The 19,941-nt window shown below is 72.4% G+C and carries 21 protein-coding genes; 7 read left to right on the plus strand and 14 right to left on the minus strand.

Annotated elements, in window-relative coordinates:
* Window positions 1-16 precede the first annotated feature (16 nt).
* From PHZ_RS12150 to PHZ_RS21720, 4 genes are all read right to left on the minus strand, one after another.
* Window positions 17-1,507 carry a L,D-transpeptidase family protein gene (locus PHZ_RS12150; RefSeq protein ID WP_049758228.1) on the minus strand — a complete coding sequence of 497 codons (1,491 nt, stop codon included), beginning with the start codon at window positions 1,505-1,507 and terminating at the stop codon, window positions 17-19.
* Window positions 1,508-1,611: 104 nt separating this feature from the next.
* Window positions 1,612-1,848 (minus strand): hypothetical protein, encoded by a 237-nt coding sequence (locus PHZ_RS22745; RefSeq protein ID WP_049758229.1) that lies wholly within the window; start codon window positions 1,846-1,848, stop codon window positions 1,612-1,614.
* A 90-nt stretch (window positions 1,849-1,938) separates the two neighbouring features.
* The gene (locus tag PHZ_RS22170; RefSeq protein ID WP_012522759.1) at window positions 1,939-4,254 is read right to left on the minus strand and encodes a putative bifunctional diguanylate cyclase/phosphodiesterase; all 2,316 of its coding nucleotides are present in this window, start codon (window positions 4,252-4,254) and stop codon (window positions 1,939-1,941) included.
* Between the two features lie 89 nt (window positions 4,255-4,343).
* On the minus strand, window positions 4,344-6,068 hold the full coding sequence (locus tag PHZ_RS21720; RefSeq protein WP_012522760.1) for a FecR family protein: 1,725 nt from the start codon (window positions 6,066-6,068) through the stop codon (window positions 4,344-4,346).
* Between the two features lie 257 nt (window positions 6,069-6,325).
* Between PHZ_RS21720 and PHZ_RS12170 the strand changes: the two genes are divergently transcribed.
* Window positions 6,326-7,876, plus strand: a complete 1,551-nt coding sequence (locus PHZ_RS12170) for a ShlB/FhaC/HecB family hemolysin secretion/activation protein (RefSeq protein WP_041373479.1) — start codon at window positions 6,326-6,328, stop codon at window positions 7,874-7,876.
* Window positions 7,877-7,939: 63 nt separating this feature from the next.
* Here PHZ_RS12170 and PHZ_RS12175 read toward each other — a convergent pair whose 3' ends face one another.
* The 5 genes from PHZ_RS12175 to PHZ_RS12190 form a co-directional block, all read right to left on the minus strand.
* Entirely contained in the window at window positions 7,940-8,197 is a 258-nt protein-coding gene (locus PHZ_RS12175; protein WP_012522762.1) for a GlsB/YeaQ/YmgE family stress response membrane protein, read from the minus strand.
* A gap of 262 nt (window positions 8,198-8,459) precedes the next feature.
* On the minus strand, window positions 8,460-8,933 hold the full coding sequence (locus tag PHZ_RS12180) for a response regulator (protein ID WP_012522763.1): 474 nt from the start codon (window positions 8,931-8,933) through the stop codon (window positions 8,460-8,462).
* 93 nt (window positions 8,934-9,026) lie between these two features.
* Window positions 9,027-9,188: a hypothetical protein gene (locus PHZ_RS23120; RefSeq protein WP_183281667.1), complete on the minus strand. Its 162-nt coding sequence runs from the start codon at window positions 9,186-9,188 to the stop codon at window positions 9,027-9,029.
* A 195-nt stretch (window positions 9,189-9,383) separates the two neighbouring features.
* Window positions 9,384-10,724: a hypothetical protein gene (locus tag PHZ_RS12185; protein WP_012522764.1), complete on the minus strand. Its 1,341-nt coding sequence runs from the start codon at window positions 10,722-10,724 to the stop codon at window positions 9,384-9,386.
* Window positions 10,721-11,227 carry a terminase small subunit-like protein gene (locus tag PHZ_RS12190; protein WP_041373480.1) on the minus strand — a complete coding sequence of 169 codons (507 nt, stop codon included), beginning with the start codon at window positions 11,225-11,227 and terminating at the stop codon, window positions 10,721-10,723. Before PHZ_RS12190 ends, PHZ_RS12185 begins: the two co-directional genes overlap by 4 nt.
* Before the next feature lie 81 nt (window positions 11,228-11,308).
* Between PHZ_RS12190 and PHZ_RS12195 the strand changes: the two genes are divergently transcribed.
* Window positions 11,309-11,521, plus strand: a complete 213-nt coding sequence (locus PHZ_RS12195; protein WP_041373481.1) for a hypothetical protein — start codon at window positions 11,309-11,311, stop codon at window positions 11,519-11,521.
* Between the two features lie 25 nt (window positions 11,522-11,546).
* On the opposite strand, the gene PHZ_RS12200 is transcribed toward PHZ_RS12195, so the two are convergent.
* From PHZ_RS12200 to PHZ_RS12210, 3 genes are all read right to left on the minus strand, one after another.
* The gene (locus tag PHZ_RS12200) at window positions 11,547-13,052 is read right to left on the minus strand and encodes a S41 family peptidase (RefSeq protein WP_012522765.1); all 1,506 of its coding nucleotides are present in this window, start codon (window positions 13,050-13,052) and stop codon (window positions 11,547-11,549) included.
* Between the two features lie 59 nt (window positions 13,053-13,111).
* Window positions 13,112-13,582: a VOC family protein gene (locus PHZ_RS12205; protein WP_012522766.1), complete on the minus strand. Its 471-nt coding sequence runs from the start codon at window positions 13,580-13,582 to the stop codon at window positions 13,112-13,114.
* A gap of 217 nt (window positions 13,583-13,799) precedes the next feature.
* On the minus strand, window positions 13,800-14,252 hold the full coding sequence (locus PHZ_RS12210; RefSeq protein ID WP_012522767.1) for a winged helix-turn-helix transcriptional regulator: 453 nt from the start codon (window positions 14,250-14,252) through the stop codon (window positions 13,800-13,802).
* 91 nt (window positions 14,253-14,343) lie between these two features.
* On the opposite strand from PHZ_RS12210, the gene PHZ_RS12215 reads away from it, so the two are divergent.
* The 4 genes from PHZ_RS12215 to PHZ_RS12230 all read left to right on the plus strand — a co-directional run bounded on the left by PHZ_RS12215 (window position 14,344) and on the right by PHZ_RS12230 (window position 16,931).
* Window positions 14,344-15,081, plus strand: a complete 738-nt coding sequence (locus tag PHZ_RS12215) for an SDR family oxidoreductase (protein ID WP_012522768.1) — start codon at window positions 14,344-14,346, stop codon at window positions 15,079-15,081.
* Window positions 15,082-15,093: 12 nt separating this feature from the next.
* Window positions 15,094-15,735 carry a 2-hydroxychromene-2-carboxylate isomerase gene (locus PHZ_RS12220; protein ID WP_012522769.1) on the plus strand — a complete coding sequence of 214 codons (642 nt, stop codon included), beginning with the start codon at window positions 15,094-15,096 and terminating at the stop codon, window positions 15,733-15,735.
* Complete coding sequence (locus PHZ_RS12225; RefSeq protein WP_012522770.1) at window positions 15,732-16,541, plus strand: acyl-CoA thioesterase; 810 nt, start codon at window positions 15,732-15,734, stop codon at window positions 16,539-16,541. The genes PHZ_RS12220 and PHZ_RS12225 overlap by 4 nt, the downstream gene beginning before the upstream one ends.
* Before the next feature lie 162 nt (window positions 16,542-16,703).
* Window positions 16,704-16,931: a hypothetical protein gene (locus tag PHZ_RS12230; protein WP_041373482.1), complete on the plus strand. Its 228-nt coding sequence runs from the start codon at window positions 16,704-16,706 to the stop codon at window positions 16,929-16,931.
* Between the two features lie 103 nt (window positions 16,932-17,034).
* Here PHZ_RS12230 and PHZ_RS12235 read toward each other — a convergent pair whose 3' ends face one another.
* Complete coding sequence (locus PHZ_RS12235; RefSeq protein ID WP_012522771.1) at window positions 17,035-17,811, minus strand: helix-turn-helix domain-containing protein; 777 nt, start codon at window positions 17,809-17,811, stop codon at window positions 17,035-17,037.
* 218 nt (window positions 17,812-18,029) lie between these two features.
* Between PHZ_RS12235 and PHZ_RS12240 the strand changes: the two genes are divergently transcribed.
* Window positions 18,030-18,632, plus strand: coding sequence for a hypothetical protein (locus PHZ_RS12240; RefSeq protein ID WP_041373483.1), 603 nt, complete (start codon window positions 18,030-18,032; stop codon window positions 18,630-18,632).
* Window positions 18,633-18,828: 196 nt separating this feature from the next.
* On the opposite strand, the gene PHZ_RS12245 is transcribed toward PHZ_RS12240, so the two are convergent.
* Entirely contained in the window at window positions 18,829-19,779 is a 951-nt protein-coding gene (locus PHZ_RS12245) for a DUF6794 domain-containing protein (protein WP_187149074.1), read from the minus strand.
* Window positions 19,780-19,941 lie beyond the last annotated feature (162 nt).

The raw sequence follows: 19,941 nt of genomic DNA on the forward strand, positions 1-19,941 counted from the left end.
CCGCTGGTTCCTCGGATCAGTCGCCGCCGACGGCGCTGATCGCGCCGGCCGCGTGGCGGCTCGCCCAACCGGCGTCCAGTCCGTAAACATCGGGCCGGAAGATGAAGCCGTCACTCGTGGGCGCCGCCGTCAGGTAGGTGATGTAGACGGGCGCCGGCTCGGCGAGGTCGATCCGGCGCTCCTCGCCGCCCACTGCCAGGGCGGCCTCGGCCTTGTCCCCGCCGGCCAGCAGCCGGGCCAGGCTCATGGCGTCCTCGAGCCGCACGCACCCGGAGCTGGCCAGCCGCTGCGAGCGGGCGAAGTCGCCGCGGTGCGGGGTGTCGTGCAGGTAGATCCCCAGCGGATTGGGCAGCATCAGCTTGACCTTGCCCATCATGTTCTTCGGACCGGGCTTCTGGCGCACCCGCACGCTCAGCGCTCCCGCCGCGACCGCGCGCCAGTCCACCGCCGCCGGGTCCAGCACGACGGCGTCGGCGGTGTAGTCCGACAGGACCTCAAGCCCCTCCTCCTCGATGTAGCCGAGGCCGTGCTCCAGCACCTTCGGGGCGATCGAGGTCTGCACCAGGTCTTCGGGGACGTTCCAGTAGGGATTGAAGATCAGGTGGCTGACCATCCCCACCATCATCGGAGTCGGCTGGCTCGGCTTGCCCGTGACCACCTTCATGGCGGCCAGCTGCTGGCCGTGGTCGTAGTACCAGAGCTGCCCGGCGGCGGCGTCAACCAGGATGAACCGCTCGCCGAACGAGGCCGGCAGGGCGCTCGCCCGCTCCAGGTTCGCCTCCACCAGGCGCTCGTAGTGTGCGGCCCCGGCGTTCAGCGCCTCCAGCGTCGTGCGGTCGGCGCGGCCGGTGTCCGGCAATCCATGCGCCCGCTGGAACGCCCGCACGGCGCCTTCCAGCACCTCGTCGTAGGCGCCTCCGGTGTCGGGCAGCCCCAGGCGCAGGCGAAGGAGGTCCACACGCGGGTCGCGCACGCCCGGCGCCAGCTCGCGCCCGGCCGGGATGAAGATTTCGGGCAGGCCGCTCCACTGGGCGCGGTAGCGCTCGAGCGCGCGGTCCAGATTCTCGACGATCGGGTTGCGGGCGGCGAGCGCGGCCTCCAGGTGCTCCTGCAGCGACGCGGCCTCGGCGGCCGCCTCCAGGGCGGCGCGGCCGCGCCCGGCCCGCGGCAGGAGGCGCGGATCGACGAACGCCAGCAGCTCGCCCTCGCCGACCTTCGGTCCGGCGGCGGCGCGCGCGGCCCAGGCGCTCGACAGCGCGATCTCGAACTCGGCCAGCCGCCACGGGTCGTCGGGTCCCGCCGCGGCCTCGATCTCCAGGGCCCGCGCCAGCTCAAGGGCCTCCGGCCTCGGCCGTGCTTGCGTCCATAACGGCCGGAAGCCGCGCGCGCGGTAGAACGCCGCCACCTCGGGGTCGGCGGCGTCGATCTGGCTCCGCAGCGCGGCCGCGATCGCCTCCTCCGGCGCGACCGAAGGCGCCGGCGGCGGTTCGGCCGGTCCTTGCGCCAACGCCGGCCCCGCCAGCGTCAGCGACGCGGCAGCGGCCAGCGCGGCGGCGACGCACGCGCGCCCGGTCCGCCGTGGAGCGGGCGCGCGCGGCCTTTCGGCTGGGATCAGCCGCGTTCCCCGGCGCGGGTCGCGGCCGCGTCGGCGGCGGTCCCGGTGTCCGCCGGAGCCGGCGCGGGCGCGGCGGCCGGGGCCGGAGCGGGCGCCGGCGCGGGAGCCGGAGCAGCCGCGTAGGTGTTCACCGAGGTCCCGGTGTCGGCGGCGGCCATGTCGTCGTTGGTCGAGGCGCAGGCGCCGAGGCCCACCAGGCCGGCGAAGGCGACAGCGCAAACAGCAGCACGCATTCGAAGTCTCCCATCAATGTCTGACGGCGCTTCAAGCGGCGCTCGGCGGCCAAGGTTCCCTAGCTTCACAAAACAGTGGTCGGATTGCCGTCACGCGGCTCGCGCGGGCCGCGAGCGGCTCTCGAGGAAGGCGTGGAGTTCCCCGATCGGCAGGGCTTTCGAGACCAGGTAGCCCTGGACCACGTCGCAACCCATGGCCGCCAGGGCGGCGAGCACGGAGCGCGTCTCAACCCCCTCCGCGACCACCGACATCCCCAGGCTGTGCGCCAGGTCCACCGTGGACTTCAGTATCAGCCGGTCCCGCGCGCTGTCGTTCACCGCCGCCACCAGCGACTTGTCGAGCTTCAGCTCGTCGGCCTCGATCAGCTTCAGGTACGACAGCGACGACAAGCCGGTGCCGTAGTCGTCGATGGCGATCTTCAGCCCGGCGGCGCGGAACTCGGCGATGGCCCTCATGGCCTCGTCGGGGTTGCGGATGATCGCCGACTCCGTGATCTCGAGGCACAGGCGATTGGCATGACCGGCCGCCGCCCTGGTCAGGCGCTCGCGGAACGTCCGGTCCGCCAGCAGCCCGGCCGAGACGTTGACCGCCACGGTCAGGTCGTGCCCGCCCGCTCCCAGGGCGCCGAGGTCTGCCACCGCCTGCGCGATCCCCCATTCGGTCAGGGCCCGGATCATGCCGGTCTCTTCGGCGGTGGAGATCAGCAGGTCCGGCGCGATGGGGCCCCGGCTCGGATGGGTCCAGCGCACCAGCGCCTCGACACCAGTCACCCGGCCGCTCTTGGCGTGGACCTTGGGCTGGTAGTGCAGCGCCAGCTCCCCGGCCGCGAGCCCCCGCCGCATGTCGCTCATCAGGGCCAGGTTCAGCGACGGATCCCCGACCTTGGCTTCGTGAAAGGCCAGGGCGCGCCGGTCAAGCTCGCGCGCCCGGTCCAGGGCGATGCTGGCGTGCTCCAGCAGGGTCTCCGCCGTCTCGCCCCGCCGGCGATACGCCGCCCCCACGCGCACGAACGCGTCCACCGGCAGATCCTCGATCGCCAGCGACGGATCCAGGCGCTCGACGCGGCGCACCCGGGTCCGGAGCGCCTCGGCCGTGCGCGCCGAGATGACGACGCCCAGGACCGAGCTGGAGAGGTGGGCGACCAGCGGCTCGCCGCTCGCCTCGCCGATCCGGGACGCCACCTGCCGCACCACTTCGTGGAAGCGTCCGTAGCCGATCGCCCCGCGCAGGACGCTGACGCGGTCCAGGCCGACGGCGAGCACGGCCACGGACCGGCGCCGGTCGCCCGTCATCCGCCGGCCGATCTCCTCCAGCAGGGCGCGCCGGTTCGGGAGGCCGGTCTCGGGTTCGTGCATGGCCTGGTGCAGGAGGGCCGCCTCACGCTCGCGCACGATCGCCTCGGCCCGTCGTCTGAGTTCGGCGCGCACCGTCCAGATGAGGCACAGGCCCTGCGCCAGCAGCACGGCGCCGGCGTCCAGGCTGACGGGCGCCAGCGCCTGCAGCATCAGCGGCAGCCCCACCGCCCCGGCGGCCACCAGCGCATGCTGGCGCAGCATCGGCGAAAGCTCGAACTGAGCCCTCGGCCGCAGGAGGAAAGCCACCGCGCACGCGAGCGCCAGGATCGCCAGCGGGTGCGCCGGCCGCAGCGCCCGACCGCTCATCAGGCTCTCGTAGGCGAGGGCGTGCAGATGCACGCCCGCCATCACGCCGGCCTTCGGCGCCGCGAACTCGTCGCCGAGTTCCAGCGCCGTAGCTCCGATCAGGATCCGGCGTCCGTCCACCAGCGCCGGGTCGAAGCGGCCCGTCCGGACGTCCTCGAAGCTCAGCCGCCCGAAGGTCGGACGGATGCCGTAGTCGATCAGGAAGTCCTCGGTCCGACCGTAGGGCGTGTCCGCCAGCAGGGCGGCGATCGAGGGGCGGAAGTCGTCTTGGCCGCCGAAGCCCAGGCTGTAGCGGCGCACGCGCCCGTCGGCGTCCACCGGCACGTTCACGCTGGCCAGCAGCGCCTGGTCCGCGAGGCCGTCCAGGGGCGAACTCTCCACCAGGCCGCCCTGCTCGCCGGCCTTCTGCACGAACGTCGGCAGGACCACTTCGCCCGGTCGCCGGTCGATGGCGGCCTTCAGCGCCGCATCGCCCTCCGGAGAGGACCGGGCGCTGAAGTCCACATCCAGCGCCACCACCTCGGCGCCCGCGTCCTGCAGGTTGCGGATCGCCTGGGCGAAGCGCTCCCGTCCCCAGGGCCAGCGGTCCGCCGCCCTCAGGCTGGCCGCGTCGATCTCGACCACCGTCATCGTGCCGGTCGCCGGCCGCTCGAGAAGGTCGAAGCGCAGGCGGGCCAGGCCGTCGTCGATCGGCCGCAGCAGGCCTGCGGCCTGGGCCAGGGCGACGCAACAGCCGATCAGCACAAGGCCGGCCGCCCTGGTCAGGAAGCCGGCCCGCGCTGGGCGCTCACTCAGCAGCTCCTTCGGGAGCCTTCTTGGCAGGCGAAAGCGAATCAATTGCCCTTGCCGCCGCCCTTCCCGGGATTGCCGCCGTCGTTCGACGGAGGCACGGCGCCTCCCCCGCCCCCACCGTTCGAGCCGCCGCCGTTTCCATTGCCCCCGCCGGCGCCGTTGCCGTTCCCGGCGCCGGGCGGCGAGGCGGCGGCGTCGCCGTTCCCGCTGCCCCCGGCGTTGTTGGTCCCCGGACCGACCCCGTTCCCGTTGCTGTTGCCAGCGCCCACGCCATTGCCGGCGCCCCCGGCGTTGTTGTCGCCCGGACCGACCCCGTTCCCGGCGCCGCCGGCGTTGCTGTTGCCCTGGCCTACCCCGTTGCCGTTGCCGTTGCCCCCGGCGTTGTTGGTCCCCGGACCGATCCCGTTCCCGTTGCCGCCAGCGTTGCTGTTCCCGGGGCCGGCCCCGTTCCCGTTGCCGCCAGCGTTGCTGTTCCCGGGGCCGGCCCCGTTCCCGGCGCCGCCGGCGTTGCTGTTCCCCTGGCCGACGCCGTTCCCGTTGCCGCCGGTGTTGCCGTTCCCCGGACCGACGCCGTTCCCATTGCCGCCAGCGTTGCCGTTCCCCGGACCGACGCCGTTCCCATTGCCGCCGGCGTTGCTGTTCCCCGGACCGATCCCGTTCCCGTTGCCGCCAGCGTTGCTGTTGCCCGGGCCCACGCCGTCGCCGGCGCCCCCGGCGTTGCTGTTCCCCGGACCGACCCCGCTCCCGTTGCCGCCGGCGTTGCTGTTGCCCGGACCGGCCCCGTTGCCGTTGCCGCCAGCGTTGCTGTTGCCCGGGCCCACGCCGTTGCCGGCGCCCCCGGCGTTGCTGTTCCCCGGACCGACCCCGTTCCCGGCGCCATTGCCGCCCGCGTTGCTGTTGCCCTGACCGGGCCCGGCGCCCTGAGCCGGCCCGGAGCCGGCGGCTCCACCGGCGTCCGCACGCCCACCCCCGGGCGTGTCGGGACGGCCTCCCGCCTCGGCGCGCGCTTCGACTTCACGCCGCGCCAGCACGATCGGCGTCGCCGCCGCGCTGGCGGCGGCGACCGCCTGCATCGCCTGCCGCTCGGGCGCTGCGGCCTGCGGCTGGACGGCGTCGCTGCGGGCCGCGCCCGGCGCGGGGCCGGCGCTCGCCAGGACTTGCGCCCCCGGGCCTTCCACCAGCCCGCCCGAGACCGTCCTGTAGTCCAGCGGGGTCAGCGTCAGCGGCTGAGCCTCGACCGGCGTCGCCGCCGGCGTGGCCACGTTGAGCTGGGTGGGGGCGTCGCGCAGGATAGAGCCCGTGGCGCCCGGGGCCACGTCCTTCGCCTGGCCGCCCTGGTTCGCACGCACTTCCACCAGCCCTTCCGCCACGTGGACGGAATCCATCTGCAGGTCGACGGTGACGGTGAAGGTGGTGCCCTTCACGATGGCGGCCAGCAGCGGGGTCTCCACCCGGAAGTGCTGGCTCGGCTTCTTGTCCACCTGGAAGAGCACGGCGCCCAGGTCCTGGACGATGCGGGTCAGGCCGTCACGGCTGTCCGGCGCGACCGTCATGCGGCTGTTGGGCCCCAGCGTGATCTTCTGCGCGCCGTTCGACAGCGCCGCCCGTCCGCCACCGGCCGTGGTGACGGTCGAGCCCGTCGGCAGGGCCTGATCGGCGACGCCGGCCTGGACCTCCCGGCCCGGCGCGGCCACGCGCACCACGCCGCTGACCTCGACCAGCCGCCATTCGGCCGCCTGCGCTGTGTTGAAGCTCAACGTCGCCATGCAGGTGAACGCCGCCGCGAGCGTTAATCGAACCTGCCGCATTCTGCATCTCGTTCGTGTCGGCCGCGTTCGGCGACCTATGATCTTTCACGCCTTTAAACTGTCTTGCTGAATCGACCGCTAACGTTCGTGGTTTCTTTTATTCGTTAAAGCCAACTTTAACCCCGCACCCGGATGATCGACTTCTTCTGGCGTCGAAGAAGTAGACTATTAACCACGTGGCGGACCTTAAGGCACATCTTGCAGGAGTCGCGGCTATGCTGGCCGGCGCTGTGGGCCTCGCGGCGCCGCCGCCCGCCCGTGCGGCCGACTCTGCGCCGGCCGGCTGCACAGCCGGTCCCGACGCCTGCTTCGTGCTGACGTCTCTCACCATCGACGGGGTCACCGCCTATCCGCTGAAGGCGCTCGCCCCGCTCTACGCCGACCACCTCGCCCGCGAGGTGAGCGTGGAGGACCTCGTGCGCATCGCCCAGGCGATCACCGACAAGTACCGCGCCGACGGCTATTTCCTGTCCCGCGCTGTCGTCCCGCCGCAGACCGGCCCCCGCGGCCACGCCCGCCTCGTCGTGCTCGAAGGCTATGTCGGCGAAGTCGAGGTCACGGGCGACGCCGCGCCTGCGCTGGAGGGCCTGCTGGCGGGCCTCACCGAACGTCGGCCCCTGCGGCTGGCCGACCTCGAGAAGCGCCTCACCCTGGCCACCGACCTGCCGGGCGTCCGCGCCCGCACGATCATCGAGCCGATCCTGGACGACCCGGCGCGACATCGCCTCGTCGTCCGCTCGGGCCTGCAGCGCTGGACGGCCAGCCTCTACGTCGACAATCGCGGCACGCGCGCCGTCGGCCCCGAGCAGGCCTACGCCCGGGTCGGCCTCAATTCCCTCGCCCGCGCGGGCGACCAGCTCGCCTTGTCCGTGCTCACCGTCCCGGACGACCCCGACGAGTTCGCCCAGGGCGAGCTGTCCTACGGCGCCTCCCTGGCCGACGGCTCCAGGCTGCGCGCCGCCGTCTCCGCCTCCCGCTCCCGCGAGGGGACCAGCCCGCTGAACAACACCGTCGGCAACGAGAGCCGCGCGCTCAACCTGCGGCTCGCCCGACCGGTTGTGCGGGAACGCAAGCGCGCGCTCTGGGCCGCCGTCGCCTTCGACGCGCGCCATGTCGAACAGACGTTCTTCAACGGCGCCCGCTACGAGGACGAGCTGCGGGTCCTGCGCGGGTCGCTGCAGGCCGACCGCTGGAGGGCGTCCGGCTCCACCAGCCTGTTCCTGCAGGTCTCCCGCGGGCTCGACGGCCTCGGCGCGTCCGACGACGTCTCCACCGCCCACTCCCGCTTCGATGCCGACGGCCAGTTCTGGAAGGTGAATGTCGCCGGCTCGCACTACACCGACCTGGGGTCGCGCGCGGGCCTGTACGTGGCCGCCGACGCTCAGTGGGCGCCGCATCCGCTCCTGCTTTCCGAGGAGTTCGCGCCCGGCGGCCTGCCCTACGGCCGGGGCTACAACTACGCCGAGATCTCCGGCGACAGCGGCCTGGCGGGCCTCGCCGAGGTCAGGGTCGGCTGGGACCCGGGCCTCAGGCCCCTCACCTTCTTCCAGTCCTACGCCTTCGTCGACGCGGCCAAGGTGTGGAATCGCGGCCCCGTCGCCGGCGCCCGTTCGGCGGCGTTCTCCTCGGCCGGCGCCGGCGTGCGCCTCACGTTCCGCGACAAGGTCACCCTGCGCGTAGAGGCGGCGCGGCCGCTGACCCGCACCCCCTGGGTGGCCGGCGACAAGGACTGGCGCCTGTTCGCCTCGCTGTGGGCGGGGTTCTAGGCATGCGAAGGCCGGCGGGGATCACTCCGCCGCCGGCCTTGTCTTCGGTCTTCGACCGCGCGGTTAGGCGCGGCGGCGCTGGAAGAGGCCCAGCAGGAAGAGCAGCAGGATCGCGCCCGCCGTCGCCGTCAGCAGGCTGGGGATCACGCCCGAGCCGGTGTCGAAGCCCAGCATGGTGGCCACGAAGCTGCCGAGGAACGCGCCGACCACGCCGACGATGAGGTTGGTCAGCAGCCCGTGGTTCCGCCGCATCACCTTCTCGGCGATCCAGCCTGCGAGGATGCCGATGATGATCGCGCCGATAATGCCTACGCCGTCCATGAAACATGTCTCCTCTGTGTCCGCGGCGGTAATGCGGTTCGGCGGCCTGGGTTTCATCAGGAGCGCGTGACTGCAGCGCTCCGCGCATTCCGCCGCACGCGGTGCAACCGCTGGGCGGTGGCGCGGAATCATCCGCGCCGGGAGCCTCCGCGCCGATGTCCTGGCGTCCTCTCGGGATCGGTGCGTACCTCGCCAGCGTGCTCGGCGGCCTGGCGCTCGGCGCGGCGCTTTCGGCGGCCGCGGCCCTCGCCGCCCGGCTGGTCTAGGTCTTGCGGCGCTCGGGTCCGCCGTACCCGGGATCGGCGTGCCGCCTGCGGTCAGGTCCCATATAGTCCGGCGCGCGCACGAATCCCCGGGGACGCAGGATCACCGACTGCAGCTTGGCGTAGAGGTCGCGGGGCGCGAACGGCTTGACCAGGAATTCGTGCGCGCCGGCGTCGCGCGCCTCGGCCACTTTCGCCGGCCGTCCGTCCGCCGACAGGACGATCACGGGCAGATAGGGGTTCAGCCCTTCGTTGCGGATGAACCGCAGGAGGGCCAGGCCGTCGTCGCCGCCCAGGTGCTGGTCCAGGATGACGATGTCCGGGTTCGCCGCCGGCAAGGCGCGCAACGCCGCCTCGGTCGTGGCGGCCTCATGCACGTCCTGCGCCCCCCAGCTCGCCAGCAGCGAGCGGACGATCGTCGCCGTCTCGTGGCTGTCGTCGATGATCAGGAAGTGGACTTTGCTGAGGTCCATGGGGACGCGCGGGGGACTGACCCCCCTCGCCTAGCCGCGGCCCCGCCGGGCCGGAACGAACCCCCGGTTGCCGCCCGAACGCGCCGGTTGCGGCTACTCCTGCTGTTCCTTCAGGTGGGCCCGGGTCTCGGCCATGTCGCGCCAGAGGGCGGCGATGCGCAGGAAGGCGGCCCGCTCCTCCTCGTCGGCGGCGCCCAGGGCCATGCGCTCGGCCTCCTCGGCCTGCTGCAGATACTGGCGGATCTTCTCGCTCATGTGCGCCTCGCTACGCCATCCTAACGACCTTGCGCCGCCGACGCGACCCACCCACCCCGCCCGCGCGTCATCCTTTGTTGGGAACCCGACATGTCCCGGCGGGTTACGGTGCTGCGGCGCCGACGAGCCCCCGACTGCGCGCCGCAGTGTCACCGGACGGCGCCCCCGGCCTCGAAGCCGGGGGCGCCTTGCCGTCTAGCCCATCCAGGACAGCGGCCCGCCCGCGCTCCGCACCGCCCGTCGCGGCTCGGCCGCCCCACGCCGGTGCATGGCGAATTCCCCGAAGGCGTCCGCTCCGTGGCTGGCCTGGTCGTGCAGCGGTCCGGCGTAGCTGTGGGTCGCGCGGCTCCACCGCTTGCGGTAGGTCCGCAGCCGTTCGAGCCCCTGGTGGCAGGCATCCGCGTCGAACCAGGTGAGCGGGATCATCAGCCGCGCCGCGTTCACCCGCTCCTCCGGGTCCGCCGCCTGTCCCACCGCGATCCCCGACATCCCCAGCGAGGCCAGCGTCTCGTAGCGCGAGCGGCCGGTCGCCAGCTCGCGCACCATCACGTCGTGCGGCAGGTGGTGGGTCCCCCACAGGTACGGCTTGCTCCCGATCGCCTGGCGGACGATCTCTGGCAGGCCCTCGCCGCTGGTCTCGAAATAGTCGATCGCGCGGACCTCCCGGCCCACCTGCTGGAAGAACCAGATCGCCGTGTAGTCGTCGATCCCGAGGTCCCAGGCGGTGTCCACACGGGCGGCTGGATCCCAGGGAACCCGGCCGATCCGCCCCGCGCGTTCGGCCTCGCCCAGCAGCGTCGCGTAGTAGGCGCCCGGCGCGGCGGCGTCGAAGTCCACCAGGTACTCCGAGGCGAAGCGCGCCTCCCCCTCCTCCCGCGAGCCCAGCTCGGCGATCAGCTCGGCCCGCTCCTGGTCCAGCTGCGCCTTCGTGAACACCTCGGTGTCCGTGGCCGGGGACTTCAGGCAGAACCAGCCCGCTTCCCGCTGCCGGCTCTCGAAGGCGCGCGTGGCGTGGTTGCGCCCCCGCGGCGTCCAGAGGAACAGCGCCCAGCCGCCGTTCTCGGCCAGGATCGGCCGGATGAACCCCCAGGCCTGCGGCTTCGACAGCGACCACTCCGAAAAGACCACGCCCCGCGGCGAGGAGCCCACCAGGCTGTCGTAGTTGTCCGATCCCACCACCTGCCAGACCGAGCCGTTGTTCAGCTCGACCTTCATCTCCTGGTCCAGGGTCCGCTTGCGCACGTGGATCGGGAAGGCCTCGTTAATCCGCCGCACGCCCGTGTGCGGGTTCACCGCGTCCCAGATCGCCTTGCGCCCCTGCGCCGCCTCGGGCAGCAGGTGCCAGTAGACGCCGGGCTTCTCCAGCGCCTCCACCGCCGCCCACTGCAGCGCCACCTCGTCCTTGCCCCAGCGCCGATGCGCCGCCACGTCGGCCCGGCGGCAGCCGTCCACCAGGGTCTCCCACAGCTCCACCTGGTGCGGCCGCGGCTCCCAGGTCAGCGGCAGCCCCTTCTCCCGCGTCCGCCGACGGCTCACTTGCGCCTCCGCTTGGGCTCGCGCGGGACCTCGCGCACATAGGTGCGGCCGTCCTCGCCCACGTACTTCTCGAAGCGACGGATGTAGTAGGTGACCTGCGGCTCGGCCGGCCGCTCCTCGGCCTTGGCGCCGTAGCGCTGGGGCGCGCCCCGCGCCGCGTGCCAGTGGAAGGTGCTGACCTTCAGCCGGTCGGCCGTGACCGTCGCCGCCGTCGTGGCCTCGGCCACCGCCAGCGCCTTCTCCGCCTTCAGGTCCGCCGCCATCTCGCGGGCCATCTCCAGCGCCTCGGCGAACTCGGGATGCCGTCGCCGCCAGCGGTAGAGGCAATCGTACGATGGCATGTCCCCCTTGCCGGCGATCTGGTGCCACAGCTTGCCCTCCGAGATCCGGCGGCAGATCTCCTCTCCGACCGCCCGGGAATAGCGCACGTGGCTGATGACTCCGTTGGCGTCGGGAATCTTGCGGCGGCTCGGTTGCGGCCGCCGCTTGGGTTTCTCACCCATGGTTTGCTCCTGTGGATGAATTTGCAGCCAAATCGGCCGGGGCGCGTTGACTGAACGCCGTTACCCCGTGTGTCTTCGAGAATGTCCGAACCCTATCGCCGCAAAGCCGAGGCCCTGCTCCAGGAGGCGTCCCGCACGCCGAACATGAAGGAGCGCGGCCGCCTGATCGACGAGGCCATGCACTGGCACCGTCTGGCCCTCGACGCCCACGAGCACGACGACGGGCGCACCAACGACAATCGGGATGACCTCGCCGACCTGAACGCCGACCGCGAGGCCGACGGGCGCGGCTGAGCCCTCGCCGCGCGGCCAGGCGACGTCAGCGAGGCCGCGTCTCGCGCACGTGCGCCACCGCCGCCGCCAGCATGCGGTCCTCGGCGTCCCCGATGGGCTGGCGCGCCAGCGGCGTGTCCGGGACCACGCCGCGCAGGGTCTCGTCGCCGCTGGGGCGCACGAACCAGCTCTTCGGGTACGAGACGCTGTAGCCGGTGTGCGGCAGCTCGAAGTGCACGGTCGAGGCGTAGGTCGTCGGCACGTCCGCGGTCTCCTCGCCCAGCACCGTCCCGAAGCCGTAGTCCTGGATTAGGGCCGCCACGGACGTGGCGTTCGAATAGCTGTGGCGGTTCACCAGCGCCCACACCCGCCCCTCGTAGCGGGGGCCGGCCCGCGGCGGCGTCAGCGGGATCTCGAAGGCGTAGCGGACGCCGTTCGGCTGGGCCGCCTCGGCCGCCATCAGCCGCGCCAGCATCCGGTCGGGCGCCGGATCCTCCGCGCGCTGGCGCGCATACCAGGCCTTGGTCGGCGCGCTCGCCTTCAGCATGAACCGCGAGGCGAACCGGAACGGCCGGTCGGCGAACCAGGCGACCATGGCGTCGCTGAAGCTGTTGTCCCCGCCGGGATTGTCGCGCAGGTCGACGATCAGGTCCGAGGCTCCCGACGTCAGGATCGTCCCGAACGCCGCGTCCAGGAAGGCGCGGTAGGCGCTGTCCTCGTACGAGGGAGACGGTCCGGCCGCGTCGGCCGCGGTGTTCATGAACGGGCCGGGCCGCAGATAGGCGATCCCATCCCCCAGCAGCCTCACCTCGCGGGCGTTGAAATCGGCGCCGATCCGGGGCGTCGGATGCGCCCGCCCGATCTCGCCGAGCTGCGGATAGGTCACCGCCGCGACCCGGCGCCGGACCACCGCCCCCTCAGGCCCGCGAACCGTCACCGTCAGCGCGTCCCGCTCGCCCAGCTCGACCCACAGCAGGGCCGGGAAGCTCTGCTCCATCTGCGCGTGGGCCATGTACGGCCGCTCGGCCGAGACATAGGCGCCCAGCCGCTCCAGCCAGGCGTGGGCGGGCTCGCCCTCGATGGACAGCAGTTCGGTCCCGGCGGCCAGCTCGCCAGCAGCGTCCGCCGTTCGCGTCAGGCGGACGCGCGTCCCGTCCACGCGGACGAAGATCGGCAGGAAGGTCCCGCCCGCGCGGATGTGGGCGACGAACTCTTCCGCCGGCGCCTCCAGGCGGGCATGGCCGATTCGGCCGTAGGCGGCGAGCTTCTGCAGCGTCCCGGCCGCCTCGCGACGCGTCAGCGGCCGGTCCACCCCGGCCGTCAGGCGCGCCAGCTGCGCCTCGTACTCGGCGCGGCTGCGATGGGCGAACAGGTCGTAGTGGCCCGCCTCCAGCGTCTCGTAGAGGTGGCGCAGATCCGCCCGCACCGCCTCCGCCGGCAGCAGGCCGGCAGGGTCCGGCGCCTGCGCCCGCGCCGCCCGCCCCGCGGCGGCGGGAGCGGCGCCGGCGGCGGCCAGGAGGGCCAGGGACCGGCGGCGCGTGAAGCTTGGCATATTTCGCAGTAGCCCTCCCCGCCGGCCGCTTCAACAGCGGTGGACTCGCCGCCGGGGACTCAACCCCGCGCCGCCGCCTCCAGCGCCGCGATGTCCAGCTTGACCATCTTCAGCATCGCCTCGGTGACCCGCCGCACCTTCGCCGGATCCGGATCGTTCATCAGCTCGCCCAGGCGCCGTGGCGCGATCTGCCACGACAGCCCCCAGCGGTCCTTCAGCCAGCCGCACCGCTCCACGCTCCCGCCGTCCTTCAGGGCGTCCCACAGCCGGTCGATCTCCTCCTGGGTGTCGCACTCCACCATGATCGAGAAGGCGTGGTTGAAGGGGTCCAGCGGCCCCGCCTCGATGGCCCGGTAGTCCTGGCCGCCCAGGGTGAAGGCCATGATCTTGACGCTGCCGGCCGGCCCGCCCGGATTGTCGGCCATCACCGCCGACCGCTCCGTGATCCGCGAGCCGGGGATCAGCGAGGTGTAGAGGCCGATCGCGGCCTCCATGTCCGTCTCGAACCACAGATGCTGGGTGACCTTCATCGCCTCGTCCTTTCGTCCGACGCGGCGCCGCGCCTCGACGTCCGTCGCTCCCAAGGACGCACGACGCCGTCGCGTCCCGACATCCCTCGCTCCGCTCGGGCCCTCTCCCTGTCCCCTCCCTCTCCCCCGGCGCGCGGTGCCGAGAGGGAGGGCGGTGAGAGGCCGGCGCGCACCGCGCGCCGGAACCGCATCCGCCAACGCTGGCGGGCCCGCTCGCCTATCCCACGCCCGGCCCGGGCCGCACCTCCACGTCCCGCGCCGTAACCGGGCCGCCGCATTCCGAGCAGGTGGTCACCGGCTGGAAGTCGCAACCGCAGGTCCTGTGCCGGTGCAGCAGGGGCGGCCCCGCCTCGCCGGCGTAGTAGGCGTCGCCCCAGTGGACGATCGCCATCAGCACCGGATGCAGCGCCAGGCCCTTCTCGGTCAGCCGGTACTCGTGCCGCAGCGGCCGGTCCTGGTAGGCCTCGCGCCGCAGCACGCCCTCGTCGGTCAGCCGCTTCAGCCGGCCGGCCACGATGCTGCGCGAGATCCCCAGGCGCCGCTCGAAATCCTCGAAGCGCCGCACCCCCAGGAAGCAGTCGCGCAGCAGCATCAGGGTCCAGCGGTCGCCGATCACCGCCACCGAGCGGGCCACCGAGCACGGCGCCTCCGACAGTTCGCTCCACTTCATCCGACGCGCTCCTGCGGTTCGCGCCATGGTCCCATTGACTCCGTTCGGATTCAATACGAACGTCCGTCCAGATTCCGAACGGAGCCGCGCCATGTCCGCCCCCACGGGAGCCTGCCTCGTCGTCGGCGTCGGCGACGGCCTCGGCTCGGCCATCGCCCGCGCCTTCGCCGCCGAGGGTCTCGCCGTCTGCATGACGCGCCGCCCGCGTCACCTCGAGGCGCTGGAGGCCCTGGCCCAGGATATCCGCGACGCCGGCGGCCGGGCCCATGCCTATGGTGTCGACGCCCGCTCCGAGGACGAGATGGCCGCCCTCTTCGCCGCGATCGAGCGCGACGTCGGCCCGCTCGAGGTCGTGGTCTTCAACATCGGCGCGAACGTCCGCTTTCCCATCCGCGAGACCACCGCCCGGGTGTTCCACAAGGTCTGGGAGATGGCCTGCTTCGCCGGCTTCCTCGCCGGCCGCGAGGCCGCCAGGGTCATGGTCCCGCGCGGCCGAGGCACGATCCTCTTCACCGGCGCCACCGCCAGCGTGCGCGGGCGCGACGGCTTCGCCGCCTTCGCCGCCGCCAAGCACGGCCTGCGCGCCGTGGCCCAGAGCATGGCCCGCGAGCTCGGCCCGGAAGGGATCCACGTCGCCCACGTGGTCATCGACGGCGGGATCGACGGGACCTTCATCCGCGAGAACCGGCCCGACGCCGAGGCCGCCCTGGCCCGCGACGAGATCCTCCGTCCCGAGGACGTCGCGCTCAACTACGTGGCCCTGCACCGCCAGCCGCGCTCGGCCTGGACCCACGAACTCGACCTGCGCCCCTGGCGCGAAGCCTTCTGAAGGGAGCCCCCAGTGGCCCAACCCGCGCCCCGCCCCGCGATCGACTTCGTCTTCGACTTCGGCAGCCCCAACGGCTACCTGGCCTGGAAGGTGCTCCCTGCCCTCGCCGCCCGCGCCGGCGCCGAGGTGAACCTGATCCCCTGCCTGCTGGGCGGCATCTTCAAGGCGACGGGCAACCGCTCGCCGATGGAGGCCTTCGGCGAGGTGAAGGGCAAGCTGGCCTACGAACAGCTCGAGACCCGCCGCTTCGTCGAACGGCACGGCCTCACGGCCTTCCGCTTCAACCCGCATTTCCCGGTCAACACCCTCCTGATCATGCGCGGCCTGGTCGCCGCCCGCCGCATCGGCGCGGACGTCGGCGAGCGCTACCTGGAGGCCGTGCTCGCCGCCATGTGGGAGGCCGGCGAGAAGATGGACGATCCCGAGGTCGTGGCCCGGGTGCTCTCCGCCGCCGGCCTCGACGCCGCCGCGATCCTCGCCGCCACCCAGGACCTGCAGGTCAAGGCCGAGCTCGTCGCCAACACCGAGGCCGCGGTCGCCCGCGGCGCCTTCGGCGTCCCGACCTTCTTCGTCGGCGAGGAGATGTTCTTCGGCAAGGAGCGCCTGCCCCAGGTCGAGGACGAGGCCCGCCGCGCCGCTGGAGTGTCCGCATGAGCCACCCGTTCGACGAGGCCGTCGCCCTGAAGTCCTTGGGCGAGGGCCGCTACGCCGGCGCCACCAGCCCCGCCTACTGGAACATGGCCGGGCCCTTCGGCGGGGTCACCGCCGCCGTCCTGCTGCGCGCCGTTCTGAACGAGCCCGCCCGCCGCGGCCGGCCGCTCGCCCAGACCGTCAATTTCTGCGCCGCGATCGCGCAGGGCGCCTTCGAGATCGCCGTGCGCCTCGTCCGCGACGGCCGCTCGACCCAGCACTGGAACGTCGAGCTGACCCAGGGCGAGGTCGTCGCCGCCACCGCCAGCATCGTCACCGGCCCCAGCCGTGAGACCTGGAGCCATCTGCCGGCCTCTCCGCCGTCGATGCCGCCGGCCGCGGACCTCCCGCCGATGCCGACCGAGGGTCGGCCCGGCTGGCTCGGCCGCTACGAGATGCGCTTCGAGCGCGGCGCCGCGCAGCCCGGCGAAGCCCGCCCCGATGCGCCGGCCTCGGCCGAGAGCCGCCTGTGGATCCGCGACGTCCCCGCCCGGCCGCTCGACTATCCCGCCCTCGCCGCCCTCGCCGACGCCTTCGTCGTCCGCATCCTGCAGGTGCGCGGCGACGTGCCGCCGGTCGCCACCGTCACCCTCTCGACCTACTTCACCGCCGACGAGGCCGAGATGGCCGCCCAGGCCGACCGGCCGCTGATCGGCGTCGCGGGCGCGCGCATCTTCCGCCACGGCTTCAACGACCAGTCCGCCGAGCTGTGGTCCGACGCCGGCGCCCTGCTGGCCGTTTCGCACCAGCTCGTGTGGTTCAAGGCCTGAACACGCCCCCGCCGGGCTCCTTCGTCGGATTTCGACAAAACTCCCGCTCCGGTGGTGCTAGGCTCGCCAGATCGCCGGCTGGGAGTTTTTCCAGGCGCCGGCGGCTGAGAGACGCGGGGCCGGGCGCCTCCATGCTCCCGCCTGCGACGCGGAGTGCTCTCGATGGCCGGAGACGTCGAATTCCTGGATCTCGCGCGCCAGGCGCGCCGGCGCCCCCCTGCGCCCGCTCCTGCACGCGCCGCTGCGGCGGGCGCCTATGTCCGGCGGGCCGAGGACGCCCTCATCCTCCTCTCCGGCCTCGACGAGCTGGGCGAGCGCGCCGCCGTCTGCCGCATCGCCGAGGCCTGGCTCGCCCTGGCCGAAGCCCAGCTCGACAAGCCCGGCGGCTGACGGCCACCGGAACGACCGCCCACCGCCGGGCGCGTGAACCGACGCCGGCCGGGTGATCGCCAGCGCTCTTGCATTCTTGTCTCGACGCCGGCTCGGCGGGGGGTCAGCGGATGAAGTAGCCGGTCACCTTCCAGGCCGAGCCCTCCCGCGCCAGCACCACCGTCTCGGTGACCCCACGCAGGTTGGTGAAATCGGTCGTGAACTGCACGATCTTGTAGTCCCCGTCCGGCGCGCCGGGCAGCGACGTGGCGTTGCTCACGCTCCTGAGGCTGCGCGACGAGACGCTTCCGAGCTGCCGCCGCAGAGGCTCGATCATTGCGGCCCAGCCCTTCTGGGTGAGGGCCGACCGGAACATCCCGCCGGACTGCGTCCAGCTCTCGCCCCAGCGCCGCTCGTCCAGCAGCTCCGCCCACGCCCGGGCGGCGTCCGCCCCCGCCTTGTCGGACGCCGCGTCCGGCGCCGGACGCGCGGCCGGCGTGGCGGCGGGGGCTCCGCGGTCGGCGACGAGGGTTGTCGCCAGGTAAGCTGCGGCCAGGATCGCCAGCATGATGACCATTCCTCCGATGAGCCAGGCGACGGGTCCGCCCGAGCGCCGGCGCTGATGGGAGGGCTGGTGTCCCAGGCGATCGCCGGCGGCGGCGACCCCCATTTCCGTGTCCCCAAGGATTTTGGGGCCGGCGCCTTCGTGCCGGGCGAGCAGCCTCGCCGCCTCCCGGCTGCTGGTGACGCCGAGCTTTCGCCGCGCCTCGCGCAGCCGCTCGTTGACGGTGTGGACGGACAGCCCCAGAGCCCCGGCGACGGACTTGGCGTCATGGCCGACCAGCAGAAGTCGCAGCGCCTCCTTCTCCCGCTCCGTCAGACCGCCAAGTCGCTCGTCCATCCCGCAGCGCCGCCCCTCTCCCGCTCGCCCCAGCCTAGGCTGCGCCGGGCGGGGGTTCCGCCGGGATGGTGCGCCCGCCAGCCGCCACGAGCAGACCCTGAGGGCGCTAGCGGGGGCCGCCCAGCGCTGAACGTCAGCAATGGGTGGGTAGCGGACTCTCCGGCGTCTCCTCGCCCGGTTGGGCTTGCGGCCGCGCTCCTATACGCCATTGTTCAGCTATGTCGTCGGTCGCCGAAATCGCCCAGGCGCAGCAGATCCGCCTTGGAGGTTCGGCCGCCCGGCCGCTCGTCCACATCTCTGACGCCCGGCGGTTCCTCGACGCCGCGGAGGCCGCGGAAGCGATCGCGCGCGGCTTCAGGATCGAGCATCGCGATGCTTCCGGCGCGTGGTCGGTGCCAAGCGAAGACGTAGCGTTCGGCGATGGTGCGCCCAACGATACTCGGTTCGCCCTGATCCGAGAGCTTCTGCAGGTGTGGGAAGACGACGACGCGGTCTGGGTCGACTTCCTCGTAGAGCCGCGCCCCTCACGGCCCGAACTCGGCCGAATGCCGACCCCGCGATGGCTCGCGAATTACTTCGTGACGGTCCTCTGGATAGGCCTCGCCTACTATCTCATCCTGGCCTTCATCAGCCCGCGGGACCCGGACCCGGCGACGGGCGCGACTTACCTTCTCCCGCGTCGGCGACGCGACGGCTATATCCCGCTGTGGCAGGCGATCCTGCTCTGGGCATTCATCGCCCACTTCGTCGCCTTTTTCGTCGGGAGCCTCGCTCTTCAGATCAAGGAAAAGCTTCACCCGAGCACGCGCCGCAACGCGTGAGCCTCGGCCCGCCACCGCGATGTCCCCTCCTTGACTTGGCCGTGCGAGGATTGGCGTCGAGGCCAGAGATCAAGGCGCAAACTTTGCAGCGGCTTGTCCGCAATGGGTCGGAGGGGACCTTGGCTCGAACTCCCTACGCGGACCTTCCTAACCTCAGCTATGGGTCGGAAGCCATGGTTTTCAGGCCGGGTGCGCCTCAGCGGTTTACGCACTCCCGGCCGTGCCGCGCCTCTTGGAATGCGGCCTCGACGGCCGCCGTATCGTTCGACGCCAGCCGGCAGCCCTGCAGCTTCAGCCAATAGGCGTTCATCATCACCCCAGACATGTTGTCGGGATGGCTCACGCCCCGGGCGACGAAGAAGTCCTTCAGCGGCCCGCCCTTCCAGAGCCCCCAGTTGTTGCGGATCCACATGCCCACGCCGAAGTGGCTGCCGATCACATCCTTCGCCGGCAGGGCGCGGAAGGTTTGCTTCGTCTCGTCGGACCAGTGCGCGTCCAGGCACGCCATCGCGCTATCAAGGTCCTTCGGCGCGCAGTCCGCCATCGCCTTGTTTTTCGCCGCCCGCTCACGATCCCCGGGCTCCTCGGTGTCCGGGGTCGGCTGGAGGAACATCCAGTTCCCACGTAGACCGCCCCCCGTCCCGCCGCCCCAGCGTTCGAGGTCGTGCTCCAGGATCGGCGCGCCGGGTGCCGCGAAGGCGAGGCGCGCCCGGAAGGTCCCCTCAGCGTCGCGATAGGGGTACGCGGCGCACACGACGCCGCTGTCGGACGTGGTGAAGGTCACGACGCCAGCCGGGCCCGTCTCGCACTTGGCCGGGAGCTGCTGCCGGTCATGCGGCGCGAATGTTCCGCTGAACCCTAGCCGCCGGCTCGTATCGGCCACCCCGACGACGGTCCAGTTCGCCTCCACGTGAGCGCGCACCCGCCGCGCGACCTCGTCCACAGATTCTGCCGCCGACGGCGTCACCCGCAAGGAGTCGAGGATGTCATCGGCACGAACTTTCAGCGCGCCCATCCGCGTCTTCAGCTGGACAAGACAGGTCTCCCGCGTGATCGCCTTTCCAGCGCTGGAGGCCTTGCCTTCTTCGAACGCCGCAATGACGAACGCCTGGAACTCAGGAGGCCTACCTTCAAGTAGGCCGGGCAAGTCGCGGGCGACGGTCCCACCGCTGACCTGGTCACAAGCCCCTAAGAGACGGATAACCTCGTGCAGTTCTCGCGCGGCCGCAGCGGGGGCTTGGTCAAGCTTGACGCTTTGCTCCCGTTCAAGGGCGCTGGCGTCAGCCGAGGCAAGGAGGAATAGGCTCGT

It is taken from the genome of Phenylobacterium zucineum HLK1, from assembly GCF_000017265.1.
Taxonomy (GTDB): Bacteria; Pseudomonadota; Alphaproteobacteria; order Caulobacterales; family Caulobacteraceae; genus Phenylobacterium; species Phenylobacterium zucineum.

Bases quoted from the DNA above. Each gene is read 5' to 3' on its own strand.
- PHZ_RS22745 (WP_049758229.1), bottom strand. From the start codon at position 1,848: ATGCGTGCTGCTGTTTGCGCTGTCGCCTTCGCCGGCCTGGTGGGCCTC.
- PHZ_RS21720 (WP_012522760.1), bottom strand. From the start codon at position 6,068: ATGGCGACGTTGAGCTTCAACACAGCGCAGGCGGCCGAATGGCGGCTG.
- PHZ_RS12170 (WP_041373479.1), top strand. From the start codon at position 6,326: ATGCTGGCCGGCGCTGTGGGCCTCGCGGCGCCGCCGCCCGCCCGTGCG.
- PHZ_RS12175 (WP_012522762.1), bottom strand. From the start codon at position 8,197: ATGGACGGCGTAGGCATTATCGGCGCGATCATCATCGGCATCCTCGCA.
- PHZ_RS12180 (WP_012522763.1), bottom strand. From the start codon at position 8,933: ATGGACCTCAGCAAAGTCCACTTCCTGATCATCGACGACAGCCACGAG.
- PHZ_RS23120 (WP_183281667.1), bottom strand. From the start codon at position 9,188: ATGAGCGAGAAGATCCGCCAGTATCTGCAGCAGGCCGAGGAGGCCGAG.
- PHZ_RS12190 (WP_041373480.1), bottom strand. From the start codon at position 11,227: ATGGGTGAGAAACCCAAGCGGCGGCCGCAACCGAGCCGCCGCAAGATT.
- PHZ_RS12195 (WP_041373481.1), top strand. From the start codon at position 11,309: ATGTCCGAACCCTATCGCCGCAAAGCCGAGGCCCTGCTCCAGGAGGCG.
- PHZ_RS12200 (WP_012522765.1), bottom strand. From the start codon at position 13,052: ATGCCAAGCTTCACGCGCCGCCGGTCCCTGGCCCTCCTGGCCGCCGCC.
- PHZ_RS12205 (WP_012522766.1), bottom strand. From the start codon at position 13,582: ATGAAGGTCACCCAGCATCTGTGGTTCGAGACGGACATGGAGGCCGCG.
- PHZ_RS12210 (WP_012522767.1), bottom strand. From the start codon at position 14,252: ATGAAGTGGAGCGAACTGTCGGAGGCGCCGTGCTCGGTGGCCCGCTCG.
- PHZ_RS12215 (WP_012522768.1), top strand. From the start codon at position 14,344: ATGTCCGCCCCCACGGGAGCCTGCCTCGTCGTCGGCGTCGGCGACGGC.
- PHZ_RS12225 (WP_012522770.1), top strand. From the start codon at position 15,732: ATGAGCCACCCGTTCGACGAGGCCGTCGCCCTGAAGTCCTTGGGCGAG.
- PHZ_RS12230 (WP_041373482.1), top strand. From the start codon at position 16,704: ATGGCCGGAGACGTCGAATTCCTGGATCTCGCGCGCCAGGCGCGCCGG.
- PHZ_RS12235 (WP_012522771.1), bottom strand. From the start codon at position 17,811: ATGGACGAGCGACTTGGCGGTCTGACGGAGCGGGAGAAGGAGGCGCTG.
- PHZ_RS12240 (WP_041373483.1), top strand. From the start codon at position 18,030: ATGTCGTCGGTCGCCGAAATCGCCCAGGCGCAGCAGATCCGCCTTGGA.